Raw genomic sequence first — 20,968 nt, 5'->3', positions numbered from 1 at the left:
GGTGCATCGCTTCGATGAAAACAAGATACCCGGTTTTGCCGCATATTAAATAGGCTTTAATGCAGCGCAGCCATGCAAGAAACGCACGACGTCATCTGACAACGCGTGCTGAGAGGCCATCAGCAGCAGCACTGCGTCAAAATGGATGCCCTCCACGAGATTAGAGCATTCGAATAATCTCAAAAATGTGTTGGATAAAAATCTGTAAGAAATTAGCTTTGCAACTCCGCTCCTGTCGACGGGCCGTACGAAAGAAACTGAAATGAGTGAATGGTCGAATAAAGAATATGTAAATTGGATTTATAAAACGCTCTTACATAGGGACGCGGACGAAAGCGGGCTGGATCATTTTTCCAACCGTTTGGCGTCAGGGGAGGACTTGAAGAATATTGTCGAAAGCATTCTCGCAGGCGACGAATACAAAGCAAAAATGCGAGCAGAGGAAGTCGATCCTTTGCAAATTTCTCAAAGACAGCGTCGACGATTGACTATTGTGGATGTCGGCGCCCGTCTGCTTGCAACAGAGGATCACATCTACGCGCCATTGACAAAAGGTACTCTCGATTGGCGTGCCATCGGTTTCGAGCCACAAAAGCACCGCATAGAGGAACGGGCAGCAGCAGAACCAGACCCCAGACTAGTTTTGATTGAAGCGTTTATCGGGGATGGCAAAGAAGCGCTGTTCCATACTGTTAATGACGATGGCAGCTCTTCCCTGCTTGATCTCAATCTGAAGTTCAACGCAGATTTTGATGATATAGGCGACATGCGTGTTGTATCGACTGACGTTGTTAAAACCTCCACTCTAGATGAAGCTTTAGCTGGAGAGCCACACATCGACTTTTTAAAATTCGACATACAGGGCTTCGAGGGTCGCGCACTGTCGGGCGCAAAAGATGTATTGCAGAAAACCAACGTCGTGCACTGCGAAGTTTTTTTCGGCCCCATGTATCACGAGACGGCATTTTTCCGGGATATAGATCATATCCTTTCAGAAGCAGGATTTGAATTTATCGACTTTTCGCACTTGAATAGATACGAGTACACATCGGTGCCGTTCAAGACCGCCAAGCGCGAGAGACTGATATGGGGCGATGCCGTCTTCTTTCGCAAGGACGTGAATAACGCTGATGATCGCATCGCCCAGGCTTTGATAGCGAGTATGATTTACAAGAAACATGGCCTGGCGCAAACGCTTCTTCGCTGAGGATCAGTCGCCGTAAATGCATAGACAGAAAGACCGTCGACGATGATGGTCTTTCTCTATCTGCACAACCCAGGCCAAGGATGGTCTCCGATCAGCAACTGACCGCAACAACATGGTCGAAACCTGGCTGACGACTATGGTCGGCGTGCCTGCGCGTACGAAAAATATGAAATTCGGATCCAGGTCAGTATGCTACCCCTGAGCATCAAGATCATCCAAAAATTTCCTAAGAATAGTCACATGCTCTTGGAGCCAATCTGACGCCCAATCGGTATTTTTTGCATGTAACGATTTTCTATACGATTGTATATTCTTTTGCCAAGGCGCTGGGATGGCTTCTCTATCCAGATATAAGTACAGTAAGACAATAAGAATGTTGCCAGACTTACCACCAAAAGTGAGAGATATACCGAAATCTTTCCACGCAGTGATTGACCATAATTATCAAGGTAATAGATCCCCGCATACATGACGGGACCATGCATCAGATATATGGAATAACTAATTCTGCCGGTAAATGACAAAAACGCCGATTTAATTTTGAAGAAATGAATGGAAAAGAAAAATACGGCGAAGGCTGCAAAATAAGAGCCATATAAACGGGACACCATATCTGGCTCAGCGTGCGTTCTGACGTAGGCTTCATTGAAGCCTGCCATTGGGAACACAAATAGCCATCCAATTGCTACGATCCAGTAGGCAAGCTCTGCAAATCCTTGTAGCCCCTGCTTTTCAAAACGAGCGCGCGCCAAGGCGCCCCAGAACATGAAGCCCAACAGCATGGGATATTCGCCGAGCTTGCCTTCAAACATTTGAAATTTATGAAGATATTCACGATCTATGAAAGTAGCCGTCAGGACAAGCGCAAGCAGCGCCAAGACGTTGGGGTTCTTTACGCCCTTCAACAGGAAAAGCGCCAAGCACATTCCATAGAAAACCAGCTCGACAGCGAGAGTCCAGTAGGCTCCGTTTATAGGCTCAACGGAGAAAAGATCCGGCACCATTGTCGCGTTGAGAAAGATATCTGTCGTACTAGGATACTTGCCGGATGCCCATTGCTGGGCGATGAGGGCGAAGAGCAACGAGAGCCAAAAGAGCGGAAATAGCCTGAAAAATCGAGACAATAAAAATTTCACGCTCCCGTCAAATCTTCCTCCCGACAAGCTACCTGGTATCACGAATCCACTTATTATAAAGAAGATCGTAACACCCATCCGACCGAAATCGAACTGATGCGCGATTTCTGCGATCCATCTGCCTCCGGCCTTGCCCTGTTGCGCGAAGCCGACATAAAGCTCGGAAATGTGAATTATCAAAACAAGAAGCACCGCGATGCCGCGAAGAACGTCTATGAACTGATATCTCTCGGACTCTCTCACTCACTGTCCTCTCGATCGAGCATTTTATCCGGCAAGGGCTGCCACGATATCAGGCTCATAAAGGACGTTGGATATGAGAACAAGCTTACAAGTCCCCTATTATCTCCCGTAGCCGCGTTACACACCGCATCCAGCAATGGGTAAAACACGTCAAGATTGAAGGAACTGGCCGTACTAAAGGTAGATATCAGCGTAATGCGTGGGGGTTGCCACGGTTTCCGCGGGCGAAACGATAGCGTGGTGGCTGATAGTGAAACTCTGCCGTGTACGGAGACAAAAACTTGTCCTCCAGACAATCATCTGAAACAAAATAGGCATTCACTCCGATAATGTCGCACCCGACAAGCGACATGGCCTTGCTGCGACCAATCAACTCCATGGTCTTTAAGGAGCCGCCAAATAGGTTGGTTCCATCCCAAAGCGAATTTGGATCATAAGGCACTTCGTATTCGATACTTGGGTGGATGTGCGCATTGTACTCAATACATGCAGCTCGGGCGCTAATCGGTATCGCTTTCCATACGTGAGAGGTATTTTGATCGATATCGACGCTCATAAAATCGACTTCCGCGCCTATGCCAGTGCCTTCCAGAATCCCCGATATGTTTTCAGCGGCGACAAACGCTTGCTCAACAATAAGCCGTCCGTCTCTAATCTCATTGGCAAATTTCTCTCTAATCTCAGCCACGTGACGGGAGCTTCCTTCGATCCACACACCTCGCCACCCCATTTCGAGCAGAAACCTGGTCGTATTTTGATTGCCGTTCTCAGTGCCCAATTCTATGAACGTTTTATGCTTCACACCTATTCTGGCAAAAATTTCAGCGATCGCAGAATCTTCATAAGTCTGGGAAAAAACGTGAGCGTTATGTTTGGCAACAAATTTCTCGCCATACCTGCGAAGTAGAGCTTCGCAAAGCATATCTTCGTAATAAATAGCTGAAAGCTCTTTATTTATGAACGAGTTTTCATTTGCTTGCCTTATCCATTCGGCAATTTCTTTTAGATTAACGTCCGACAGGGCTGTATTGTCACCGGCGTTGAAGACTTTCCGCCATCTCTTCAGGATTGAGGTTCGAAGCCTGCTGATGTTCATATTTTAAGACCCTAAACCAACGTCCAATGAGAGAACTAGGCCGATTTTGCTTGCGCCAGGCGCGGCCTGGTTTCGAAACTGACAACTTCCAGAAACCTATCGATTACAGATATGTCTCCGATGTAACTGAAGCCTATCGCTGAGACCGGATTTTCTTTTTCAAGCGATCCCACATGGCCGACAGACCACGTCGTTCCAGTTTCTCCCGGAAAAACCTCACTTCTGCCTTCAGACGCTCAATCTCGTCTCTATTCTGTTCATTGTGCGTTTTCAGATCAGCCAATTCCATCTCATTCCGATGGGTTTTATCTATGAAATCGTCGATGACCCGATAACTATATGGATTACTGTCTGGATATGTTTTGCGTACAAACTCCAGAAACCCGGTCGAGGTCGCGCCTTCCTTGGGCTTGCGCCCGAGCACAGCATAATCGGGGAAGAGTTCCATCATTTCCAAGAATGCGGCTGCTGACCCTGTTTGATAACGGAGATTCGGCTGATTTATGCCGATACATGTTGCCTCGGAGAAGCCATAGAACTCGACGACAAATTCGAGATACTTAGGAGGCAACGGGTGAACATGGGTTGGATCCGAGTAAAAGCGGTTCGAACCGACAAGTATGTTTTCAGGATTGGGAGTCTCGAAGATCACGAGGCCACCGGGCCGCACTACGCGATGCGCATGCTTGACAAAGTCGTGCAGCACATCCGGCGGGAGGTGCTCCACGATGTGAAACCCGGTTATCAAAGTCACACTATTGTCTGGCTGGCTCGCAATATGGCTAAGACAATCACCAACCTCGACAGTTAAACCATCCGCCTGAGCAGGAGAAAGCATATCGTCGTTCGAGTCGACGCCCAAAACCTGCCAGGAGCGCTCGGACAGCAAACGTAGCCACTCGCCACGCCCGCATCCATAATCAATCGCATTCCTGGGGAGTAGCTCCAGCTCTAAAAGCTCGATGGTCTGATTGTAGATTTCCAGACGACCACGAATTTCGCTTCGACTGCCCCTGTGCCTGTTTTCAAACTCATAATAGAAACCTTTTTCGATCACAGGAGGCACCTTCCATCTCGCAACAACACAGTTCAGCCTCGACACGCATTGGCTTGCGAATTCGTGACGCCAGAATCTCTATATGTTCGTGTACATTGAAGGCAAGTCACTATGAGACCGACCGTGACACTGCAAACAAACTTCCTTACACACTAGTAGCAATCATTCGGCATCATGCGCCGACAATGTGTTTCTAATCGTATCAATGACCACGTCGACAGATATTCCAGTCATGCATTTGTGAGCGGCAACACAATCTTCGATGCGCGCTATATGGCAGGGGGAACAGGCTAGCGGTTTTCTGACGATCGCAACAGACCTTCCCATTGGTTGCCATATATTGTGATCGGCAACACCGCTGAACACGACAACAGTTGGTACGCCTATTAACGCCGCAAGATGGGTGGCACCGGTATCTGTGCCGACAAAAATCTGCGCATTGGAGATGACCGAAGCAAGGTCCACTAAGGGGAGATTGGCGATCAAATCCAACCCCATGCCCTCTGGGATCGCGTTAAATATCGCATCGCGATATTCAGATTCCGCGTTACCACCGACAACGACTATCTTGAAATCGTCTTCCGATACAAGCCTGCGCGCAAGCTCCGCAAACTTCGAAGGAGCCCATTTCTTGGCCAATGTCCCTCCGCCGGGAGCAATGACCACATATCGAGAGCCGACGAAGGGATTATTGAAGCTTCCACTCGCTATCAATGCAGAGGTCGCGTCGGAGCTGTCAAATCCCTTTAAAGTGTTGACGACATGGCTACTCAGCAACATGAGACGATGGATGTTATGCGCGTTTTGATATAGTCCGCGGGGAACCTCCATCGGCGGCAATGAAATATTGAGGGGCATGAAATGTTTGTCAAAGCCCTGAAAGCCTGCCTTTACGGCGGCCTGAATAAACATCAGAAGCGGCCTTGTATCCGGGTCATGCCTCAGATCGATAGCCAAATCGTAGCGATCTGGTACTAGCCTTTTTATGTTCGCGTAGTTTTCAAGTTGGGCTTTCTGAACATCCTGCGAGAGTTCCGCAGAGAATTTATATTCGATTACTGAATCGAAATAGCCGCTTGCCCTGGCCAGATCACCATTCGTCGGCGAACAGACCAACGTGACCTCCGCATCAGGCCACGCTCTTTTCAGCACATCGACGGCGGGAAGCGACAGAAAGAAATCACCTATATGATCAAGCTTCAGAATAAGTATCTTAGGTTTTTGACCAAAAGGGGTTAGCCCATAAGTAGTTCTATTCTCGACCACAACGCCATTTTCAGGCGCCGAAGGAGAACGAAGAGGCTCTAAATCAGGCGCCTGACTTATATGTTTTTTTTTTCGTTTTGCCTTAGCTTTTTTTATTAGCGACAGCACCAGACCGGCGAAAAGAGACCATGGATAGGTAATCGGTAAAAATAGGGATGTCTGTTTTCTGAGCGCCAGAACACGCCGCTCAGTTTTCAAAAGGCGGCGAGACGCGTCCTTTGCGGAAACAGCGGTTTCGGACAGAGACGCTATCATCGCTTCCGCCGTGCTTGCTTGGGCCTGCAATGTATAGTGCATCTGCCAGATGTCCGAGAGATCGTGATCTGCCATCTTGGCCCCATCCGTGGCTTGGGGCGACCCGATAGTGAACTGCAAATTCTCGGATTGCGTTACGGCCCGAATGTCGTCGATTGCTCTTCTAACTTCTCTAATAAAAGAGTTCTCGACGTCGAAGTCACGACAGACAACGATCGTCAAGTAAGTTGAGCCGGATATACGGCCTTCAGGCTTCGCGTGCCCATCGTTGCCGCCAGAATAAGGCATCAATATTTTTGCTAGAATACGTAAGTTGAACGTGTCTAGAACATAGCGCCAGCGATGCAGCGCTTCGTCTATGTCGCTTCCAGCAGTTTGTCGATCTAATTTCAGTTCAAATATCAACAAACCGTTTGGCAAAAGACTGCGCTCGACATCGCTCACGCACTTGTGGATGTTTTCGAGGCTATCGAGTGTCGACGAGCGCTTAAAAAATATGTCGAACTGCAGCGTCGCTGGAGAAGTTTCCGCCTTCTCGGATGAGCTTCCCCCACCCGATACAAGCGACCACATCTGGGGATTTATCCCAGAAAACTCCACGCCATCCACGCCATCAACGCGGACAGTGCACAATCCGCTTTTGCTCGCTTCGACGGCTTGGAAGATTGGTAAATAGTGAGTGCCGGCAGAGGTCTGTGTTTCCCTCCATTTCGCGTAAGCGTCTTGGTAATTCGAGAATTCAGTGCCGTTCAAGTTAAGCAACCGCGTACTTTCCATAACATCACAACCAAGACGTTAGAGTTTTTTGCTTGAAACAAAATCAAACAAGTTTTTTCCGGAGAACAACGCGCCTTGAATACCGGCTGCAACAGCAGCCTCAACATCCGACACCTTGTCGCCGATGAGAACGCTGCGCTCCCGATTCACGTTCCATCGCATGATGATATCTTCTATCATTCCCGGAGAGGGTTTTCTCCAATAGTGATCACCCCGGTATTTTTCGATCGTGGCATTCTCGTGGAAAGGACAGAGGCGTTCATCGTCAATAGATGCGCCTTGTTCGTGAAGCAACTTCCCAATATGAGCCCGCAAAATGATATAGTCGAGATCATCGTAATAACCGCGACCGATGCCAGACTGGTTTGTTACGACAAATACCCGATATCCCCGGTCTCTGAAAGAACTTATAACTTCCGCTGCCCCAGGGATAAGTCGGACGTCCTCAATCTTACCTGGATATCCCGTGTCTTCGATAATCACGCCATCTCGATCTAAAAAAAGCGCGGGTACGCTTTCGGTATAAGGCTGCAGCAATCTGTGCATTTCTTCGACAGCGCAGACGATATGATAAAGAGACGACGCGGGCGCATGCTCCTCGACTGCGGTACCATCTTCGTGAAAACGATCCACCCAAAGGCCGGGTAGAACTCCCTTGAAAAAACCCTGCAATGCACCGGCCGCCTCAGCAACCTTTGCGTATGCCACTTCTCTATCTTCGAGAGTTATCGCCGTCTCGGCCATCATAAGCCAAGCTTTGATCCGCTCAGTCTGTGGCCACAGACGAAATGCTTTGTCGTTGAGTGTCAGATCAAAATTCAGACCATTGCGCGCAAGACCACGGGATTCATCGACACCTTTTTCGCCAATCTCCACGAGTTTGCGCGCAGCGATAAGAGCGTCTTTCCGCCCTACCATCTTACCCCATCGCGTGAGCAACCATGCCCATTCGAATTGGTGCCCCGGCTCGATTGGCGCCAGGGTGTGGTGCTGCATTACCGACCAGTCGTGATTATAATATTCACGAAGAGCCCCGTTTTCAGGCGAGATAAATGCCGACAGGCACAATTCGCCTATTTCATTGAGGCACGACAGCCAGCGTTCAGGCTTTTTTACCGAAGGATTTTCCATCCATGCAAGAAACGCCTCAAAGAGATGCATATGCGGATTGGAACGCAGAGGCACGATAGGCGGCGCGGCCTCTTCAAAACCTGAGGCCGGATGCTTCCAACCCGCGATCATCGCCTCGAGACAGTGCAGCGCGGCTTCGGCAATGGTGTCCTCGTTTTCAAGCGTGTCAGCAGCATAGCTCAGACCGAACAACGCAAAGGCATGGTCATATAGATCGAATGACGTATTCCTGACCCCACTCGCCAAATCGACCGTGGTAATCAGGGAACCGTCCGCATTAAAACAGTGCTGTTGAAGAAAGTCCCATCCGTGCTGAACCACCCCTTCAGCATCGCCGGCCCAACCCATTCTCTTAGCCGCAGAAAAGCTGTAGATCTGACGGCAAACGACCCGCGTTCTTCTCGCCACTTCAACGGCAGCACCGCTTCTATCGATTTTTTCGAAAAAGCCACCACTCACATCATCTCGCCCAACCGAGGACCATAGTGGAAGCGCCGCTTCGAAAAGCCATTTTTTGAGTTTCAGATACTCATTCTGAGCGGATTCGAAGCCCGGCTGTGTCATCAAGAATTATCCTTAACCAGACTGGTTTGGCTGACATGAGTGATAGCTATCCAAATCCGTTTTCGAAGGACGCCATTCAGCGGTTGCGATTTTGAGGGTGTTCAATCCAGCTTCATATGAGCGCATACAGTCTTTTCGCATCAATTATGCCTACTGCTAGCGATATCTGTCTTCGCGGCTTAGATACGAATTGATGTAATCGTCAAGCCCTTCTTCAAGCGACGATTGGGGGCCGTTATATCCGATTGACGCGACTTTCGACATATTTGCCTCGGTAAAGTACTGATATTTACCGCGGATCGCCTCCGGCATTTCAATGAAATTAATATTCAGCTTCTTGCCGAGAAGATCGCCCATGACATGAACGATGTCTGCAAAAGATCGTGCCTTGCCAGATCCACAATTAAAGATCCCGCTATATTTCTGATTGTTCAAAAGCCACAAGATGAACGATGTGCAATCTTTCACATATACGAAATCCCGACGCTGTTCTCCATGTTCGATATCAGGTCGATAAGACTTGAACAGGGATACCTCGTTGGTGGCCTGCACGACGTCAAAGAGTTTGCAGGCGACACTGCGCATATCATCCTTATGATATTCATTTGGCCCGTAAACATTGAAAAATTTTAGGCCAGCCCACTGCGGAGGGGCATTCTCACCACGCGCAACACGTTCGATGAAAATATCATCGGTCGTCTTTTTGCTCCAGCCATAGGCATTCAGCGGTGCAAGAGAGGCGCGTGCCGATGCAGCCTCGTCGTCATCAAACCCCTCCTCGATGCCGCCATAGGTCGCAGCGGAAGACGCGTAAATGAAAGGAACGCCATGCTCAGCACACCAGTCCCACAACATTACAGAATAGTTGATGTTCAGCTCGATCAGTCTGTCTACATCAGCTTCCGTGGTGGCGGAAATCGCGCCCATATGTATGACGGCTTTCACATCCACTTTAATGCTGCGAAGATAGTCGAGCAGTCCTTCGGGTGACACATAAGCTGCGATGTTACGCTTTGCGAGATTGCGCCACTTATCGCCACGGCCAAACCAGTCAACGACGGTAATCGGCCCCAGACCCGCCGCCTCCAAATCAGCGACAATGTTGGACCCGATAAATCCAGCAGCTCCGGTTACAATATACATCAAACTGCCTCTTTTTTACTGCGCGCAATCGTCGCCGTCGTGCTTTTTCCGGGCACTATTTCGAATGTAACGACCTTGCCGCCATCCGCCATCACGACATCCGCACCAACAATGTTGTCGATCGTATAGTCCGCCCCCTTAACCAGCACATTCGGGCGTATCGTCTTAATGAGTTCAAGCGGTGTGTCTTCGTCAAACACCACCACCGCGTCGACGAAAGCCAATGCGCCCAGAAGTTCGGCGCGATCCAGTTCGGTATTTATCGGTCTCGATGGACCTTTAAGCCGCTTTACCGAGCTATCTGCATTAACGCCAACGATCAGACGATCGCAATTATCCCTCGCAAACTGCAAAAGCCTGATGTGGCCAACGTGCAGGATATCGAAGCAACCGTTCGTAAAGCCGACCTTCAGATTATCGCCCCGCCAATCCTCTGCCAGCGCCTGGACATCTTGCCTGTCAAAAAGCTTGTCCGAAGGGCTGACTTCCCCCGACGAGGTGTCGTGAGACAAGGCATCTCGGAGTTCGGCAGCAGAAACAGTTGCCGTACCTTTTTTACCAACCACGATGCCAGCAGCTGCATTTGCAATTCGTGCTGCATCGGCACGTGAAGTTTGGGAGCCCAGGCCAACGGCGAGCGTCGCAATTACCGTGTCGCCAGCACCAACGACATCGAACACTTCTTTAGCTTCCGTGCGAATATGGAAAGGCGGATGGCCTCGCTCAACAAGGGTCATCCCTTTTTCCGCTCGCGTTATGAGGACCGCCTCGATGTCGAAGCGCGACAGGATCAACTCGCCAGCCAATTCAGCTTCCTCATCGGTATCCGGCCATACACCCGTTACGGCCTGCGTTTCCTTTTGATTGGGTGTTACAATCGCGGAACCTGCATAGCGGGTAAAATCAGACGTTTTTGGATCGATAATGACCGGTTTTCCCTCAGTCCGGCACGCAGCAATAATTGCTTTCACAACCCTTTCGCTTAACAGACCTTTGGCATAGTCCGACAAAATGACAACGCTGTGAGATGAGATCAAGGAAAGCGCAGTAGAGATGACACGATCCTCTTCCTCGTGGGAAATCGGAGAGGCATCCTCAAAATCAACGCGCAACATTTGCTGGCCGTGACCGAGGAAACGCGTCTTGATAGTTGTCGGGCGCTCATCCAATGTCACGAAGGGCGCCGAAACGCCATGGACATTGTTCAGCAACTCCAGCAGTTTGCTGCCATTGTTGTCTTTGCCCACCGCTCCCAGCAATGTACAACTTGCTCCAAGAGAAGATATGTTGCGCGCAACGTTAGCTGCGCCACCGGCAAAATATTCCTCTGATCGCGCGCACATAACCGGGACCGGGCCTTCCGGGGAAATGCGGCCGACATCGCCGGAAATAAAGCAGTCCAGCATTACATCGCCAATGCAGAGAACCTTAACTTCAGAAAATCTCAAATAGTCCAACATCACCAGTTATTCATCCTGTCGCTGTCCTACACGTGAGCCACAACACACGCAAAACGGAATGCCCAATTCAACTGCTCTGCAAATTGCAGAACCGCCATCGCCCCCGAGACGATTCAACTGAATCGAATTAGCTGCCCAATGTGCCCCAATTGCGCTTAAGACATTTAAAAGGGCATGATTATCACAATTTTTACAGCTACCCTTCAACCTCGATGAATCGAACATTTGCTTGTCGTAAATGAAAATTCACAAAAGCAAAAGGCCAACCATATTGGCCGTAACGCCCAAAAAACCATCACGAACATCGAAAAAAAGGTCTACCATATGCCTTGGAAAACATTATCCCCGGGCAGCATTGCATTTAAACGGGTCTGATAATTCTTGAGCATATTTGCCCGTATCAAGAGCGTACGGGTTTGATTGCCTCAAGAATTCCTTGCGCAACATCTTTCCAGGTCCGCATTTGTGGACGGGAAAGCTCGATAGTTTTTTTCCATTCCGAATATTCAGCAGGTTTTTCCAGAAGCTTCTGAAGCTGACCCGCTAGTTCTTCCGGTCTTTCTGGATCGAAATAGCGCGCCAAATCTCCCCCTGCCTCTCGGAGTGCAGGAACATCTGCAGCCAGAGCCGGCGTTCCACACCACAATGCTTCACTTACCGGCAGGCCCCAGCCTTCCATTCGACTGGGCAAAAGAAGCGCATAAGCCTTTTCATACAGCGCGCGCAATTCCGCCTGGTTGGGATTGAAAACGAAATGAAACTTTCCGGATAGCGGCGCAAATTTCTCTTTTTTAAGAAATTTTTCCACTCTTTTACGCCGCGCACCCGCCAAGACGAGTTCAGGCACCTGAATGCCCCGTTGATGCAAGGAGAGCATCGCTTCGACGACGCACTCAAGGTTTTTCCGTCCGTTGTAGATACCCACGCATAAGAGATATGGCTTTTCCGGGCCATGTTTATCAACCGGCTCGTTAGTCGGGCGCAATTCATGACATAAGGGAACGGCAACAACAGATGACACGGCCGGCAAAATCCCGGCTTCCGAAAAATGCCGGACTTCTGACGCGGTAAACTCCGAGTTGGTCAGAACCATAGACGCAGCCGTGATCGCCACCTGATTGTCATAAATAAAGTTTCTCGGGAACGAAAACTGATTTCGATGGGTGAAATCATGCAAGGGGATCATGTCGTGAAGAAGCGGGATGAAAATCGGCTTGGTGCCATTTTCAGCGAGAGCCATCAGATAGTCTGACATTATCTTCGGACGCCCGAGCGCAATCAGGATTTGCCCGTCGAGGTCTACATCCTTAACCGCCCCAACGGGAACGGTAGCCCAGCGCTTCCTGTTGCGATGCTGAACGATCTTGTGCAGAATCCGGTAAAGCGCGTTTTTAATGGCGTTTTTATCATATAAATTTTGACGAAGGCGCAAAGGCGTTGCCGAAGAAGGAATATTCGGATCAAGTACGCCCGTTGGAGACGCATCGCCTACGCGTGGGAAAACCTCAAAGAAACGCCGATGCAACGGTGAGTATATGACGTATCGAATGGACGCATCAAGCTTTGTAAGCTCGTATGCAACTTCCATTACGGTTCGCGCTATACCGTAATATTTGAATTTCACACCGGAATTCAAATACAGTTCTGATAAATCAAAAAATACATCGGACATTCACTGACCTGCCTGCTTTGAACTGGCCCGACGACGGTCATCGGGGATGCAACTAAAAATTCTCCTGCAATCAGTGAATGGGATAATGCACCGTTCACCAATAAGCCAGAACGTTTCAGGCGAGAGCTTTCGCGACTTCGCGTCGATATAGATTTTAGCCAGCCAGCTTGTCAATCACGCAGCCGGTCAAACGCCCGGAGCCACATTACAGTTGGAAAGATGCCGCACTTGGAATTGCCAGCGCCTTGTAGACGTACATTGCGGGTTCGTCAGGCACAGTTCCTCCCAATCTGTTGCTCTGAGTAACGATATTCGCTCATCCTTACTTATCTTCCGGTCACGCCTTTTCATGGCCGCATCAACGCTCAATGTTGACACTTTAGATCGCTAGGCTTATTGGCGTGGTCTCAAATCAGTCGGGCTCTTTACCTACCAGAGCCTTTCGCGCATTTTTGCTCGGGCGCGAGAGAGATTATCGAGCTTGGCACGGCAGCGAGTGGAAACTGAGAAAGCCATCCCGCATGAATAACATGCAGCTGAATGTGCAATTTGGAATCTGTGTGGGCGTCGACACCAAATAAGGATATTTCTGTGATCGGATCGTTTTTGTCGCCAAACGACAAGAAGTTGCTGGTGCGGCTTTTCAAAGAGAACTTCAAAAAACATGTCGGTTGGTACAGTGCGGCAATTGTGGCGATGGTTGTCGTTGCCGGCACGACCTCTCTCAGCGCATGGATCATGCGCGATATCGTCAACAGTGTTTATCTGAAGCAGGGTTTTGACGTTGTTCTGGAGATCGCGTTTGCAGTGGCTGCAATCTTCATTGTCAAAGGTCTCGCCACCTTCGTACAGAGCTACTATCTCAGCAAGGCAGGCAACAGTATTGTTGCCGAACAGCAGCGCAAAATCTATGACAGGCTTCTAAAGCAGGGCGTTTCGTTCTTTCAGAACCTGCCATCGTCGGAATTGCTCGTTCGCGTTACCTACAACGCGCAGGCTGCCCGTAGCGTCATCGATACCATTGTCACATCCTTTATACGCGATCTTCTTTCGCTCATCGGCTTGATCATCGTAATGTTCGCCCAGAATTTCCTTCTGAGCGCGATCTCGATGATCATAGGACCGCTGGCGATTTTCAGTGTTCGCCTGGTTTTGCGGCGTGTGCGCCACATCATGGAAGCGGAACTTGCTTCGCTCGGCGAGATCGTCAACGTCGTGCAGGAAACCAGCATTGGGGTTCGCGTTATCAAGGCGTTTTCGCTTGAAAAGCTGATGCGCCAGCGCATGAACAAGGCGGTATCCGATGTCGAGCAACGCGCCAATGGCATTGCGAAGCTTGAAGCGGCGACCAGCCCGATCATGGAGACACTGTCCGGTCTCGCCATTGCAGTCGTCATCGCCGTATCCGGTTACACCGTTCTTGAAAAAGGTGGTTCGCCGGGCGACCTGATGGCCTTCATTACTGCCCTGCTTCTCGCCTATGAGCCAGCCAAGCGTCTGGCACGCATGCGTGTCCAGATCGAGGGCGGTATGATCGGCGTGCGTATGATGTTCGAGGTTCTGGACGCTCCGTTGACACTTGCCGAAAAGAAGGATGCCCAGCCGCTCCCCAAGGCAAGCGGCAATGTGGAACTCAAGAACGTCAGCTTCGAGTATGTTGCTAACCAGCCGGTTCTGAAGGACGTCAGTGTCCTCTTCGAGGGTGGCAAGATGACTGCGCTGGTCGGGCCTTCCGGCAGCGGCAAGTCGACGATCATCAACCTCATGATGCGTCTTTATGATCCGCAAAGCGGTTCGGTCGAGATCAACGGAATGGATTTGCGCGATGTGTCCTTCGCAAGCCTGCGCGAGCATGTTTCTTACGTGGGTCAGGAAACCTTCCTCTTCTCGGGAACGGTGAAGCACAATATTTCCGTCGGTCGTGACAACGCTACCGATGAGGAAATCATCGCTGCGGCCAAAGCGGCTAACGCACATGATTTCATCATGAGCATGCCTGATGGTTATGACAGCAAGCTTGGCGAAAACGGTTCCGGTCTGTCCGGTGGCCAGCGTCAGCGTGTTGCCATCGCCCGCGCCATGCTGAGAGATGCGGACATATTGATCCTCGATGAAGCAACGAGCGCGCTCGATTCGGAATCCGAAGCGCTTGTTCGGGACGCGCTTGAGCGGTTGACGTTCAACAAGACGTCGATTGTCATTGCCCACCGGCTCTCCACGATCAACCGGGCCGACAAGATTGTCGTGATGGACAATGGTCAGGTTGTCGAGCAGGGAAGCCGTCGCGAGCTGCTTGCAACGGATGGTCTCTACAAACGCCTGCACAGCATCCAGTTCGATGCGGACGTAGCCTAAGTCAAACAATTATCGGGCGGCATTGCCGCCCGATCCTTATTAAGCTTGCCTGTTACGTTAGATACCTTCGGCCGGTTATGCCGATTACAACGCGATATCCATATCGCTCGCTGCCCTCACCAGGAGCGGCAGAATCTACCACGCGTTCATCGCTCAACCCTATTAGCGGCGCGGCAACGCTCACGTTGCCGAAAACTTCCTTCGCCTGACGGATGGCAACCACGATTGCCCCATACTCGGCGGCCAAAGCTTGATTCCGCTCGCCCCATGGCTTGTGAACCCGGACCAAATCGACAATCTACAAAACCTAGTGCTCTGGCTCGATGCGGCTCATGCCCGGTGACGTCGTCACAACCGGCATGCCGCCACGCGTCGGCCATGAAAGTAAGCCGACGGTCTTCCTGAAAGCCGGAGAGTCGTCGAACTTGGCATTGATGGCCTTGGCAAGCAGCGCCAAATCGTGACAGCATTCGGCCAATAGACAGAATGAGGGATGATGATTGGAATGACGGCGATCGAAAAACTGGCCCAGCGCCTTCTGAAAGCAGACCTGAACAGCAGCAAAATTCCGCTGGCGACGATTGAGGCGGATGGTCTCGTTCCCGGTAGTCTTGAAGATGCCATGGCCGTTCAACGCGCTTTCGTTGAAGTTTCCGGTAAAACAGTGGGAGGCTGGAAGCTGGCGATCCGGCCGGACGGGAACGCGGTTGCTGCGCCGATGGTCGATTGTTATGGCGTCGATGAGGATAACGTCGCGTCTTTTACGGGAAGAGACGTTGAAGGCATCGAGGTGGAAATCTGTTTCACCCTCGCCTCCGATATTCCTGCCACAACGACGTCCCCGTTCAGCAGAGCCGATATATTAAAGCATATCGATGCGGTGCACCTCGGCGTCGAGCTCCTCGGCTACCGGCTGGTGGAAAAGAACCAGGTTCCCTTCCCGCTTTTTCTGGCGGATCGTCTTGCCAATCGCGGATTTGTTCTCGGGCCGGAAATCAACGCGGCAATCGTTGATACCTTTGCCGACAATACCGGCGATCTGCCGCATCTGACGGTGACCGAAGGCACAGATATCCGTTTCGATGCGGTGGTGAAACACCCTAATACCGATCCACTCGCCCCGCTCATCGCTTTCGCCAATTCCAAGCTCAATAGAAATGGAACGCTGAAGCGCGGACAGATCGTCACCACCGGCAGTCTTTGTGGTGCAATAACAAGCAACCTTGCAGCCGACACTTATATCGATATGAAACCGGTCGGGGCTTTCACACTTTCATGCTCTTGATCGTCGCCTGCCGCCATAGACGCGGATAGTGCTTCCGCGTCGATGGCGATTTTGGTCGAGGCGTTGCGGACCTGCAGCGTCATATCCCGAAGAACCTCTTCGGGCTGCTTCACATCCCCCGTCGGCCAATCTTCGTCCGGCGATCCTATCCGGCTTTCGTCGTCGCCGTCGTGTCCACCCGGCCCGAAAACCAGTTGGCCAGCAACGCGCCGGAGATATTGTGCCAGACGCTGAAGATGGCACTGGGCACAGCTGCGAGAGGCGAGAAATATGCCGTCGCGAGAGCGGCACCGAGACCGGAGTTCTGCATTCCCACCTCGATGGCGATTGCCTTGCGCTTGGCGAGGGAGAGACCGGTCGCCTTCGCCGCAAAATAGCCAAGCAGATATCCAAGACCGTTATGGAGAACCACGACGGCAAATATCATCAGTCCAGACTGGGCTATCGCACCTTTCGATGCGCCGACAACCGCCGAAACAATCAGAACGATGCCGATCACGCTGACAAGCGGCAGCGCAGGCACAGCCGCCTTGACGACGTTCGGCAACAGCTTCTGCAAGGCGGCTCCAAGCGCCAGCGGGACCAGCACGACCTTGACGATGCTCAGGAACATTGCCCAGCCATCGACAGGCAGGAACTGGCTGGCGAACAACCACACGAGGAAGGGCGTCACCAAGGGAGCAGCAAGCGTCGTCACTGACGTGCAGGCGACGGAAAGGGCGACATCGCCCTTCGAAAGATACGTCATGACATTGGACGATGTGCCGCCCGGGCAGCAGCCAACCAGGATGACACCTGCTGCCACTTCCGGTGGCATCGGGATTAGCAGGGTCAGCAGCACCGCAAGTAACGGCATGATGAGGAACTGGCCGAGCACCCCTATGGTGACATCAACAGGGCGCTTCACGACTTCACGAAAATCGTCGACCGAAAGCGTGAGCCCCATGCCGAACATGATGATCGACAGAAGCGTAACGATCCACGGCGCAATCTGCTTGAAGGTTTCTGGAAAATAAAAGCCGAGCACGGCAAACAAGATGACCCAGACCGCAAAGGTTCTTCCCACGAAAGCCGAAACGGCTGCCAGCGATTTCATGTCTATACTCCCACAATGAACACTCGATCCCCGTCTAGTCGGCATGGTCGCTGTGTCAAGGTCACGCGGGACGGTCAGTGGTCCATGCGCGGATGAGATCAGGACGAGCCCCAACAAACATCAGTGCAAAGCGCGGACGCAGCGGGTGAAGTGCATCTTCACAACCACAGGCGGGTAGACCGCACAGGGTGTGCGTCGGGCGTAAACCGTCAAAACCTGTAGGTCAGCCCGACAACAGGGCCACTCAGCCGCGAATCGAAGACGTAGCCGTCATGCGAATAATCGACATCAAGCACCTTGTAGCCGGCCGAGACAGAGAGTGTATCGGTAAAGATGTAGTTCACCGTCGCCAGGGCCGACCATGTCAGATCCGATCCTGCGCCAAATCCGCCGATGTCGACCTGACCCTGAAGTGAAAGCCGGTCCGTCACGCCAAAAAATACCCTTGCGCCGATGACTGGATCCACCCAGCCGAAGTTTTCCTTATGGGTTGCCGACACGCTGCCGATCAATGGGTGACTGGCCGTAACCGCAACCTCGTTGGAAATATGCCAGAAGCGTGCACCCGCCAGCGCATCGAGCGTGAACCCTTCGGTATCCACGATCCGATACCCGGCCTGCAGCGTTGCCATGAATTCCTGGGTATCGACATCAGCGTTGATGGCCGCCCCCGGGGGCAGCGTCGGCAAGGCGGGAATTTGCAGGGCCGGCAACGGGCCGGTGGCCTTGCTGTCGGTCGTGTCGACATACATCAAGTCGCCGGACAGAACGAAGCGGTCGTACCGCCCCCAGATATTAACAAATCCCCCGAAGTTGAGATCATCCATGACGTCGGAAAATGATTTCTCGACGTGAAGCGTCGGCGCACGCCGGAACGGTGAAATGTTGCCGTTCAACCCGGTTGCCCACAAATAGCCCGTGACCTGAAGCGCCCAATCGGGTTGATCAACTCCCGCGGGAGTGAAACTCTGCGCATCCGCACCTAAGGCCAAGCTTGCGGAAAAAACCATAACGGTCGAAAAAATAGATAATTTTAGCAAAGGCTTACCCCCCGTCCGGCACCGAAGGTAAACCGATTTGACATCCGGCAACAAGTCCGATTTTCTATCATACGCTGCAATCGCGCCGCGAGCACCGGAGGATGCACCATGCGACTGAAGACCATTCCTTTTTTGTCTGCCTGCACCGCTACCGTTTTTTCCATTGCCACGCTTGCGACATCGGTGGCTGAAGCCTGCACACGGTTCGTCTATCTGGGTGAAAACGACCAGGTCATGACTGCCCGCTCCATGGACTGGAAAACAGATGTTGGCACGAACATCTGGGTCTTTCCGCGCGGAATGGAGCGATCTGGGGAGGCCGGGCCGAACTCGGTCAAATGGACCTCGAAATACGGAAGCGTCATTGCCTCGGGCTACGATATCTCCACCACGGATGGCATGAACGAAGCTGGCCTTGCCGCCAACGTGCTCTGGCTGGTCGAGTCGAGTTACCCAGCCTATGATGGCAAGTCTCCGGGACTGTCCATTGCGGCATGGACGCAATATGTACTCGACAATTTCGCCACGGTCGGCGAGGCCGTCAACGCACTCGAGAAGAACCCCTTCACGGTGGTGACGGACAGTGTGCCGGGGGAAGAACGTCTCGCAACGCTGCATCTATCGCTGTCGGATGCGAGCGGCGACAGCGCAATCGTTGAATATATCGATGGCAAACAGGTCATTCACCACAGCCGCAAATACCAGGTGATGACCAATTCCCCGACTTTCGACAAACAGCTGGCCCTCAACGAATACTGGACGCAAATCGGGGGCACGGTGATGCTTCCCGGCACGAACCGGGCATCGGACCGATTTGCCCGCGCAGCGTTTTACGCCAATGCAATCCCCAAAAGCGAAGACCCAGTCGAGGCAATCGCCAGCGTGTTCAGCGTCATCCGCAACGTCTCGGTGCCCTATGGCATAACCACCCCCGACCAGCCGAACATTTCTTCAACGCGCTGGCGCACGGTGATCGACCACAAGCGAAAGCTCTATTTCTTCGAATCCGCTTTGACGCCGAACATCTTCTGGATAGACATGACAAAGCTCGACGTCTCGAAAGAAACAGGCTCCGTGAAGAAACTCGACCTGGGGCCAAATCAGATCCACATTTACTCCGGCATGGCGAACGACAGGCTGAAGGACAGCAAGCCTTTCAAATTCCTCGGACTTTGAGAGTGCCGCGGCGACGGCGCCGCACCCTGCCCTTACCAGCCATTCAGGCAGACGACCGTCCTGTCATCGCTAAATTCGGTGCTTGTCGAGCCTTTTACCGAAGGATAGTCGGCGAGTTTGTGAAAATCTGCCGCCTCGACGCGGTCAAATTCCGCTTCCCAGTCAGCGACATCGGTTCCAGCCGGCAGAGACAGATAACCGTCGGAAAAGATTTCAAGGCTTACAAGCTTGTCCTTGGCGATGCTAAGATCGACCGTCCCATCTTCTATGACCGTTCCGCCATTGACCGAGGCGTATCCCAGTACGTGTCCCTGCCTGTTTGCGAATTGCGGCTGGACGCGAATTCCTCCCATCAGGAATTCCTCGACCGCTTCGATATCGCTCTCAAGGCCGCTCATGCGGGCTGCGGCAATGACAACATTCTCCGCCTCCTGCGCAGTCATGATGCCGTTTTCGACAGCGGAACGCAGGCCGGAAAAGATGGTCGCACGCGTGCGTGCCTCGGCTGCATCACCATCCCCCATAACGGCAAAAAGCTGTTTGAAGACAAGGATGCGCGCCGATGTACTTACCTTGTCTATAAGCTTGGCATGCTGCAGCAACCGGGAGCCGTTGATACGCACACCGGAATCGCCGGCCAGAAGCAGGCGGAAACTGTCTCCCAGGTCGGCAACGATTGCCAGGGTTGTCGACGGTGGATGGCTGGCATTGATGCGCTCGGCCTCCTGCTTCAAGATATCGCTGATGTTCTGAAAAAGTTTGGGCGCGGCAATTGTTTCCAGCGTGCCATCGAGGCCCATTTTCGCCACGGCATTTGCGGCAGCAAGTGCTGCGATACGGCCCGAGCTCAAGCCGCCGTAACTTGCACCGGTCGGGTCGGTCGCACCGTCAAAAACGGCCAGAACCCGTCCCGGTATGATCAGCGCCACATCGTCCCCGGGCGTCGCGGCGTTCTTGTATTTCGATTGCGAAAAGCTCGCGATATTCATCGTCGTGTATTCCTTGCAGA

At 51.9% G+C, this 20,968-nt stretch carries 15 protein-coding genes; 4 read left to right on the top strand and 11 right to left on the bottom strand.

Translation table 11 applies throughout. The annotated features are described in order from the left end of the window. The first annotated feature begins 262 nt into the window (after window positions 1-262). Window positions 263-1,207 (top strand): FkbM family methyltransferase, encoded by a 945-nt coding sequence (locus tag ACQZ6D_RS22145; protein ID WP_080849754.1) that lies wholly within the window; start codon window positions 263-265, stop codon window positions 1,205-1,207. 236 nt (window positions 1,208-1,443) lie between these two features. Here the strand turns inward: ACQZ6D_RS22145 and ACQZ6D_RS22140 are convergent, their stop codons facing one another. The 8 genes from ACQZ6D_RS22140 to ACQZ6D_RS22105 all read right to left on the bottom strand — a co-directional run bounded on the left by ACQZ6D_RS22140 (window position 1,444) and on the right by ACQZ6D_RS22105 (window position 13,007). Next, window positions 1,444-2,586 (bottom strand): acyltransferase family protein, encoded by a 1,143-nt coding sequence (locus tag ACQZ6D_RS22140; protein WP_448730052.1) that lies wholly within the window; start codon window positions 2,584-2,586, stop codon window positions 1,444-1,446. A gap of 187 nt (window positions 2,587-2,773) precedes the next feature. After that, complete coding sequence (locus tag ACQZ6D_RS22135) at window positions 2,774-3,682, bottom strand: hypothetical protein (RefSeq protein WP_025594980.1); 909 nt, start codon at window positions 3,680-3,682, stop codon at window positions 2,774-2,776. 133 nt (window positions 3,683-3,815) lie between these two features. Next, complete coding sequence (locus ACQZ6D_RS22130; protein ID WP_051365531.1) at window positions 3,816-4,739, bottom strand: class I SAM-dependent methyltransferase; 924 nt, start codon at window positions 4,737-4,739, stop codon at window positions 3,816-3,818. 162 nt (window positions 4,740-4,901) lie between these two features. After that, window positions 4,902-7,013 carry a glycosyltransferase family 9 protein gene (locus ACQZ6D_RS22125; protein ID WP_162706801.1) on the bottom strand — a complete coding sequence of 704 codons (2,112 nt, stop codon included), beginning with the start codon at window positions 7,011-7,013 and terminating at the stop codon, window positions 4,902-4,904. A 42-nt stretch (window positions 7,014-7,055) separates the two neighbouring features. Next, the gene (locus ACQZ6D_RS22120) at window positions 7,056-8,732 is read right to left on the bottom strand and encodes an HAD-IIIA family hydrolase (RefSeq protein WP_173997735.1); all 1,677 of its coding nucleotides are present in this window, start codon (window positions 8,730-8,732) and stop codon (window positions 7,056-7,058) included. Window positions 8,733-8,888: 156 nt separating this feature from the next. Next, entirely contained in the window at window positions 8,889-9,875 is a 987-nt protein-coding gene (gene rfaD, locus ACQZ6D_RS22115) for an ADP-glyceromanno-heptose 6-epimerase (RefSeq protein WP_025594984.1), read from the bottom strand. Then, window positions 9,875-11,335: a D-glycero-beta-D-manno-heptose-7-phosphate kinase gene (gene rfaE1, locus ACQZ6D_RS22110; protein WP_025594985.1), complete on the bottom strand. Its 1,461-nt coding sequence runs from the start codon at window positions 11,333-11,335 to the stop codon at window positions 9,875-9,877. Before rfaE1 ends, rfaD begins: the two co-directional genes overlap by 1 nt. A 400-nt stretch (window positions 11,336-11,735) precedes the next feature. Further along, on the bottom strand, window positions 11,736-13,007 hold the full coding sequence (locus ACQZ6D_RS22105; RefSeq protein WP_448730053.1) for a glycosyltransferase family 4 protein: 1,272 nt from the start codon (window positions 13,005-13,007) through the stop codon (window positions 11,736-11,738). 591 nt (window positions 13,008-13,598) lie between these two features. On the opposite strand from ACQZ6D_RS22105, the gene ACQZ6D_RS22100 reads away from it, so the two are divergent. Together ACQZ6D_RS22100 and ACQZ6D_RS22095 are read left to right on the top strand one after the other, a co-directional pair. Next, complete coding sequence (locus ACQZ6D_RS22100) at window positions 13,599-15,362, top strand: ABC transporter ATP-binding protein (RefSeq protein ID WP_026330991.1); 1,764 nt, start codon at window positions 13,599-13,601, stop codon at window positions 15,360-15,362. A gap of 505 nt (window positions 15,363-15,867) precedes the next feature. Next, window positions 15,868-16,647: a 2-keto-4-pentenoate hydratase gene (locus ACQZ6D_RS22095; RefSeq protein WP_112651313.1), complete on the top strand. Its 780-nt coding sequence runs from the start codon at window positions 15,868-15,870 to the stop codon at window positions 16,645-16,647. 145 nt (window positions 16,648-16,792) lie between these two features. Here ACQZ6D_RS22095 and ACQZ6D_RS22090 read toward each other — a convergent pair whose 3' ends face one another. Both ACQZ6D_RS22090 and ACQZ6D_RS22085 read right to left on the bottom strand, forming a co-directional pair. Beyond that, window positions 16,793-17,743, bottom strand: coding sequence for a bile acid:sodium symporter family protein (locus tag ACQZ6D_RS22090; RefSeq protein WP_111799944.1), 951 nt, complete (start codon window positions 17,741-17,743; stop codon window positions 16,793-16,795). A 209-nt stretch (window positions 17,744-17,952) separates the two neighbouring features. Further along, the gene (locus ACQZ6D_RS22085; protein ID WP_448730128.1) at window positions 17,953-18,753 is read right to left on the bottom strand and encodes a hypothetical protein; all 801 of its coding nucleotides are present in this window, start codon (window positions 18,751-18,753) and stop codon (window positions 17,953-17,955) included. Between the two features lie 138 nt (window positions 18,754-18,891). Here ACQZ6D_RS22085 and ACQZ6D_RS22080 point away from each other — a divergent pair, with 138 nt between their 5' ends. After that, a complete protein-coding gene (locus ACQZ6D_RS22080) occupies window positions 18,892-19,959 on the top strand; it encodes a linear amide C-N hydrolase (RefSeq protein ID WP_448730054.1) in 1,068 nt (355 codons plus the stop codon). 32 nt (window positions 19,960-19,991) lie between these two features. On the opposite strand, the gene ACQZ6D_RS22075 is transcribed toward ACQZ6D_RS22080, so the two are convergent. Next, complete coding sequence (locus ACQZ6D_RS22075) at window positions 19,992-20,948, bottom strand: hypothetical protein (protein WP_145166883.1); 957 nt, start codon at window positions 20,946-20,948, stop codon at window positions 19,992-19,994. Window positions 20,949-20,968 lie beyond the last annotated feature (20 nt).

The sequence above is a fragment of the Agrobacterium sp. 22-3639C2 genome, from assembly GCF_053522105.1.
The sequence above is the reverse complement of the archived record's forward strand: the minus strand, read 5'-3'. Positions and strand labels throughout refer to the sequence as shown.

What these genes read in the sequence shown, in the direction of transcription:
- ACQZ6D_RS22145 (WP_080849754.1), top strand. Translation starts at nt 263, where the DNA reads ATGAGTGAATGGTCGAATAAAGAATATGTAAATTGGATTTATAAAACG.
- ACQZ6D_RS22095 (WP_112651313.1), top strand. Translation starts at nt 15,868, where the DNA reads ATGACGGCGATCGAAAAACTGGCCCAGCGCCTTCTGAAAGCAGACCTG.
- ACQZ6D_RS22085 (WP_448730128.1), bottom strand. Translation starts at nt 18,753, where the DNA reads ATGGTTTTTTCCGCAAGCTTGGCCTTAGGTGCGGATGCGCAGAGTTTC.
- ACQZ6D_RS22135 (WP_025594980.1), bottom strand. Translation starts at nt 3,682, where the DNA reads ATGAACATCAGCAGGCTTCGAACCTCAATCCTGAAGAGATGGCGGAAA.
- ACQZ6D_RS22105 (WP_448730053.1), bottom strand. Translation starts at nt 13,007, where the DNA reads ATGTCCGATGTATTTTTTGATTTATCAGAACTGTATTTGAATTCCGGT.
- ACQZ6D_RS22075 (WP_145166883.1), bottom strand. Translation starts at nt 20,948, where the DNA reads ATGAATATCGCGAGCTTTTCGCAATCGAAATACAAGAACGCCGCGACG.
- rfaD (WP_025594984.1), bottom strand. Translation starts at nt 9,875, where the DNA reads ATGTATATTGTAACCGGAGCTGCTGGATTTATCGGGTCCAACATTGTC.
- ACQZ6D_RS22080 (WP_448730054.1), top strand. Translation starts at nt 18,892, where the DNA reads ATGCGACTGAAGACCATTCCTTTTTTGTCTGCCTGCACCGCTACCGTT.
- ACQZ6D_RS22120 (WP_173997735.1), bottom strand. Translation starts at nt 8,732, where the DNA reads ATGACACAGCCGGGCTTCGAATCCGCTCAGAATGAGTATCTGAAACTC.
- ACQZ6D_RS22090 (WP_111799944.1), bottom strand. Translation starts at nt 17,743, where the DNA reads ATGAAATCGCTGGCAGCCGTTTCGGCTTTCGTGGGAAGAACCTTTGCG.
- rfaE1 (WP_025594985.1), bottom strand. Translation starts at nt 11,335, where the DNA reads ATGTTGGACTATTTGAGATTTTCTGAAGTTAAGGTTCTCTGCATTGGC.